At 65.8% G+C, this 6,382-nt stretch carries 4 protein-coding genes; all 4 read right to left on the bottom strand.

Annotation, left to right across the window (positions count from 1 at the left end; translation table 11 throughout):
• Positions 1-1,820: APC family permease (locus JX283_RS07600; protein ID WP_204830037.1), on the bottom strand; the 1,820-nt coding region annotated here is incomplete at its 3' end.
• Between the two features lie 60 nt (positions 1,821-1,880).
• Positions 1,881-3,239, bottom strand: coding sequence for an aminopeptidase C (locus tag JX283_RS07595; protein ID WP_204830036.1), 1,359 nt, complete (start codon positions 3,237-3,239; stop codon positions 1,881-1,883).
• 80 nt (positions 3,240-3,319) lie between these two features.
• Positions 3,320-4,687, bottom strand: coding sequence for a C45 family peptidase (locus JX283_RS07590; protein WP_204830035.1), 1,368 nt, complete (start codon positions 4,685-4,687; stop codon positions 3,320-3,322).
• Positions 4,688-4,967: 280 nt separating this feature from the next.
• The coding region (locus tag JX283_RS07585) for an amino acid permease (protein ID WP_204830034.1) at positions 4,968-6,382 on the bottom strand (1,415 nt) is incomplete at its 5' end.

Raw genomic sequence — 6,382 nt, 5'->3', positions numbered from 1 at the left:
GTAGACGTGCCGATCTTGGCCGCGCGGGAGATCTGGGGCGGCNGGCTCAAGGGGATGGCGGGGCTCACGCCGCCGGCCGCGTCGATGGCGGGCTTCACGGGGTGGTTGATGGCGGCGGGGTCGTCGGCCGGAAGCGTGCCGGTGGCCTCGGCCTGCTTGATGGCGTCCTCAGGCAGCTTCTCGTTGGGGTCCCACAGGCGCTTGATAGGCAGGCCCATGGGGTTCTGGCCTTCGGAGAGCAGCGAGGTGGGGACGTTGGAGGCAACCGGGGCCGGTTTCTTCAGGCCCTCGACCTGCCAGGTGAACGGGGCGAACTGGTTGGCGGGGTCGGCCCAGTCGTGCTTGCGGGAGACCTGGTAGAGCAGGAAGGAGATGCCGAGGACCACGGCGATGATCACGGCGATCACCACCACATAGGTGACGGGGCTGCCCACCTCCTGGGCCACCTGGGCGGGAGGGATGATGGCGAGCACGATGCCGAAGAGGCAGGAGGCCAGGCCGAGGCAAGCCACCACCCAGGCGCCCACCTTGCCGCCGGGCACCTTGAAGCTGCGGGGACGGTTGGGCTGGTCGTGGCGGAGCTTGAGGAACGACACGAACATGAGCACGTAGTAGAGCATGTAGAGGATGGTGATGGCCTGGGTGATCAAGATCACGAAGCCCTCGATGTTGGGGATGAGGAAGCACAGGAAGGCCACGACGGTCATGAAGGCCATCTGCAGGTACATGAGGCGGCTCGGCATGCCGTGCTTGTTGTTGCTCTGGAGCTGGCGGGGCAAAAAGCCGGAGCGGCCGGCCTGGCCGAGCATGTAGGAGGGGCCGGCCATGTTGGTGACGAGCGACGCCATGCCGGCGCCGAGGCCCGCCCACACGAACACCACGTAGATCCACGGGGCGCCGAAGCACTCTCCTAAGATCTTATAGGTCTGATTGAGGCCGTAGACGAGGTTCATCTGGCTCTCAGGCGTCACGATGGCGATGACCAACGTGCCGGCGATGAAGATGACGAGCGTCAAGATCATGCAGATGAAGATCGAGGCGGGGAACTCCTTCTGGGGGCTCTTGAGCTGCTTGATGTGGGNGGCGTTCATGTCGATGCCCGCAAAGGAGAAGAACACGCCGGCGGCCAGGGAGAGCGTGGCCAGCTTGAAGCCTCCGGAGAACGGGTTGAACGCCTCGGGGGTCACGGTCACATTGGGCTTGTTGCCCTGGGCAAGCCAGACCACGCACATGACGATCATGAAGGCCAGCGGGATGAACGTGCCGATGAGGACGCCGTACTTGGTGATGCGCGCAAAGGCCTTGACGCCCTTGGTGGAGACCCACGTAAGAATCCAGTAGTAGGCAAGCCAGGCCACCATGATGAGGAGCTGGTTCTGGGGGTGGTTCATGAAGTCGACGGCCCAGTCCCAGTCGGGCGTGAAGAAGCCGATTGTGGTGGAGGCGGTGGCGACACCGGAACCGAAGTTGATGGAGGTCTGGAACCAGAGGACCAAAAGGCACGTGAAGGCCAGGCCGGGGCCCATGGCCTCGCCGACCCACCGGAAGATGCCGCCGCGCTGGGACCAGCCGCTGGCAAGCTCGGCCGCCACGAGGCCGGTGGGCAGGAAGAAGACGATGGCGCCGATGACGAAGAGCGTGATGGAGGAGAGGCCGTAGTAGGCCTGCTGCACGTCGTTGGCCACGGAGCCGATGATGGTCACATTCATCATGACCAGNGCCATGAGCGAGATGTACTGGCCCGACNTGTCGGGCCTGGGGGCCTCGGTCACCGCGTCGGCATGCCCCTTCACCTTGTCAAGGTGGTGATGTCCAAACATGGGAGGACCTTTCAAAAATCGAAAGGGGGAGGGGCCCGGCCCCTCCCCTAAGGACAAAAACTAGAGGCTGGTGACCGGGTTGAAGGTGTTCCAGAAGGGCCACACGACCGGATCGCCCTCGAGGGCCTTCTGCAGCTCGGGCGAGAGGAACGACCTCCTCACGGCCACCTCGTAGACGAACTCGTCGAACCACTCGTCGCTGCAGACGTAGTNGCCGTTGTGGCCCACCTTCTTGCCGTGGGCCTCGGTGCCCCAGGAGTTNTCGATCTTCCATTTGTCGGGCTTGCCGTCCACGATGTTCACGCCGGCAATCATCATGGCGTGGGTGGGCAGGCTCTGGTGCATGGCGAAGCGCTCGGCCTTGTCCATGGAGAACTCGACGCCGAAGAGGTCGTCGAAGTCGTAGAGGTCGGGGCTCATGACGCCGAGCTGCTCGTCGCAGTGCTGAAGCACGTCGCAACCGAACCACACGGGCTCGCCGGCCTTGAGCTGGTCGATGACCGCGGCCTTGAGGGTGGGCATGTCGACGTTGAGGTAGAGGTTCTCGCGCTCGGGGACCTGGTCGGAGTCCTCGATGGCGTAGGTGCGGCCGTAGGGGTTGCCCTCGCCGGGGACGTTGATGACGCCCACGTAGTCGTCGAGGTCGATGCCCACGTAGCGCCTGTAGAACTCGAGGGGCGTGAGGCCGTAGACACCGTGGAACTCCTTCTTGGAGTCGGTGTACTCGAAGTCCACCTTCTGGGGCGGCTCGCCGAAGGCCACGCACAGCACGCGGTAGACCTCGGTGAGCATGGCCTCCTCGGCGGCCTCGACGTCGGCGTCTGCAGCGCCCTCCCTCACNATGGAGCGGAGCTTGAGGGCGTCCTGGCGCAAAAGGTGCGAGAGGACCGTGTTGATCTGGGCGGTGTCGTTGGTGNAGGCCGTCTCGACCATGGCGGCATGGGGCACGACGCCGTACTTCTCGATGAGGCCGCAGACCATGTCCCAGTCGCCGCCGTCCTGCATGNGGGCGTNGACGAGCCACGTGACCTCGCGGTCGTCGAGACCCTTGTCGGCCGTGGCCACGATGTGGTCGAGGAACCAGTTGGAGCGCTCGAGCTTGTTGTAGAAGGCGAGGTAGGCCTGGGAGAGCTCGAAGGTGCCGCGGGGCAGGTCAAGCTCCTTCTCCACGTGGAAGCGGCAGAAGTTGAGGCACGCGAACATCCAGCAGCGGCCGGACTGTTTCTGGTTGGCCACAGCCTCGTCGTCCACGTCGATGGAGAACGCGAAGGCCGGGGTGGAGAGCCCCTTGGCCACCTGGATGTCCTCGGACGCGGCGAGGATGCCGTTCTTGGTCACCGCGCGCTCGGCGACGTGCTGGGTCGTGGCGCCCTTGTAAGCCTCGGCCATCCTCGCGATGGATTCCTTGCTCAGTTTCATGGTGTCTACCTCGTCTCCTGTCGTGGCCGCCCCGGCGGCCGCTGTCTTCCTACGTCTCTATGGGCACCGCCGTGCCGGCCCTACTCGAAGAGGGTCCAGGGCTGGGAGGGGCGGCTCTTGGTGTAGCCCTCCTGCCAGCGCCAGAGCGGGTGATGCTCGAAGAACTNGTCGNNGTCGAACTCCACGCCGTCGGCGCGGCCGTAGCGGCCCCAGAAACGCATGGCCTCGATGTCGTCGGCGCCCGCCGCCTTGCCGTCGCACGATCCCGCCGGGTAGAAGGGCACGTTCCACACGGCCGCCGGGTCATCGGCCCAGTACTGCGGGTCGACGTCGTAGTGGCTGCAGATGGTGCGGCTCGACGGGTTGTCGTAGCCGGTGTAGACGTCGTAGGTGTCGGCGAGCATCCTCTTGGCGAGCTCGACGTCGATGGAGCCGGAGTGGCGCTCGATGAGCTCCATCCAGCGTTGGCGCCGGGCGCCAGTCTGCTGGCGCGGGTCGTTGAAGCCGTTGTCCTTNCACTCGAGGTTGCGGATGCGCGGGTCGAACACCGCGTTGCAGCCGAAGAAGCAGCCGTCGTGGGTGCGGTCGAGGGACTGGAACTTGAGGCCCTGCTCGTAGCGGGCCACCTCGCCGGTCTTGGTGTCGGCGACAAGCCACGCGTTGGCGTAGCCGCCGTTGTTGCCCTCGTCGATCAGGCGCACGAAGTCGTCGATGGAGTCGGCGAACTGCACGGCGTTGCGGGCGCGCACGTACTCGGGCATGCCGCCCTCGTCGTAGCCGGAGAAGCCGGCCAGGGTGGTCTCGGTGACGGCCAGGCCGGCATCGTTGACGTAGTAGTCGGTCATGGAGTCCACATAGCACGGCACGGTCTGCATGACGAAGCGGCGCCCCTCGTCGGGCGTGACGTCGAGGCAGACGTTGAAGTACTGGCCCGCCCAGAACTCGTCGAACGACTCGTGGGCGATGACGGGGCGACCGTCGGCGGTGGCGCCGCCCGTGGCCACGATGGCCGAGCAGTGGGAGGCTTTGTGGGTCATGATGTTCTCGGGCATGGCCCCCACCACCTTGGNGGCGTTGAGGGGCCACCAGTACCCGGTGATCTCGTAGTAGGCGTTCCAACCAATGAGGTCGTCCACCGTGGAGGGGACGCCGGCCGCCGTGAGGCCGTCGGCCATGCCGCGGAGCTCGTCCATGAGGCGCTCGGGGATCTTATCCTTNTGCAGGCGCACGGNCTGNTNGCAGAACCANTGGTAGCTCATGCCGTAGGTCTGCAGCGTCATGTAGTCGTACACACGGAGGGCGTCGGCGTACTCGTCGGCCAGGAGGTAGCCCTCCTGGAACCCGCACTCGTAGGGCGTGCCCGCCNCCTTCACGTGGTGCCATCCCGCCACGTCGACCCTCGACGCCCCGTCGATCATGGCCTGCTGCCTGTCCGTGAGACCACCCATGGGACCCCCTTGGTTGCCGGAACCTTTTCAGAGGGGGTAGTTCCCCTTTTTGTTTTCAAAAACCACGGGTATGCCCTCGTAATATCGATATATGCATACCTTATATTTAATATATTTTAGATACTTATTTTTAATCGAACCCCTCGGCCCGGTATGCCACGGGCCTGAAAGTTGCGGACGGTCAAATTAAATACGTTGTAGGGACAGCGGTTGTGGAGAAAGCGTGCCCGTAGCTAAAAAATGAGGTAGGCCCTTCTTTTCTGTCCGTGCCCCCAAAGACTCAAGCAAGGACCTGCAACGCGAAACCCAGAACCGATGCCGCGGCCACGGCCACGATGGCCACCATGGCCGCCCGTTCCCACGCCTTGAGCGGGACGCCCCGCCCCGACTGGCGCAGCCCCACGAGGAAGAGCGGGAGGCCCAGGGCGAAGACGATGCTTGCGAGCATGAGGTTCTCCACCCCCGCGGCGACGAGCAGCACCACGCCGAACAGGCAGCCGGCGGCGCCGACGAGGAAGGCCCGGGGCCTCGGCACCCCCGGGGCCTGCCAGTCGCTCCCCACCACGGCCTCCTTGACCAGGAACAGGCAGCAGCAGAAGTAGGCCGGCACCGTCATCACCGAGGTGATGGAGACCATGGTGTCCCACGCCTCAGAGCCCAGCAGGCAGGCGAGGACCAGGAAGAGCTGGGTGAGGGCGGCGCAGGCCAGAAGGGAGCGCCCCGGGGCGCCGAAGCGGTTGCGGGAGGTGAAGCGGGCCGGAAAGATGCCGTCGGCCGCCGCCGACGTGGGCATCTGGCCCTGCATGCACATCCACACGAGCCACGACGACAGGATCGACACCACGATGCCCACCGAGACGAGGACCCTCCCCCAGTCGCCCGCCAACGCCAGGAGAATCTGGGCCGTGGAGGGCGAGGCCATGGCGGCGATGTCGTCCTGGGAGAAGACGCCGAAGGGCACCGTGGACACGAGGACGTAGAAGACCAGGGCCACGGCCAGGGCTAGGGTGACCGCCCTGCCCACCGCCTTCTGGCTCGTGGCGTCGCCGGAGACCACCACGGCCCCCTCGATGCCGATGAACACCCACAGGGTAACCATCATCACGTCGGCCACCTGGCCCGCGAGGCCGTCGGCCGTGCCACCGGGGGCGGCCGGGGCCGAGCCGAAGAAGCCTCCGGAGAAGACAGCGGGGTCGAAATGGGCGGCGCACACCGCCACGAAGACCGCCACGGGCACGAACTTGGCCACGGTGCCCACGATGTTGAGCACCGACGCCTGCTCCACGCCGCGCCGTGCGAGGGCGAAGACCGACCACACCACCACTGAGGCGCCCAGGAGGGCGGGCACGGTGTTGCCGGCCCCGAAGGCGGGCACCAACGGCGAGAGGGTTGCCATGAGCAGCACCCCGTAGGTGGCCATGGCGCAGCAGGACGTGCACCAGTAGCCCAGCATCACCAAAAAGCCGACAAGCCTGCCGAAACCCCGTTCTGCGTAGGCGTACACGCCGTTGGTGAGCTCGGGACGCACCTGGGCGAGGATGCGGAAGGTCCCCACCACGAACCACATGCCCAGACCGGTGAGCAGCCACGCCACGAGGGTGGCCCCGGCCGAGGCATGGGCGGCCACGGCGCCGGGCAGGGAGTAGATCCCGCCCCCCACCATGGCCGAGACCGAGATCCCCACGAGCCCCACGA

The sequence above is a fragment of the Olsenella sp. CU969 genome (assembly GCF_905219715.1).
GTDB classification, from domain to species: Bacteria; Actinomycetota; Coriobacteriia; order Coriobacteriales; family Atopobiaceae; genus Granulimonas; species Granulimonas faecalis.
The sequence above is the reverse complement of the archived record's forward strand: the minus strand, read 5'-3'. Positions and strand labels throughout refer to the sequence as shown.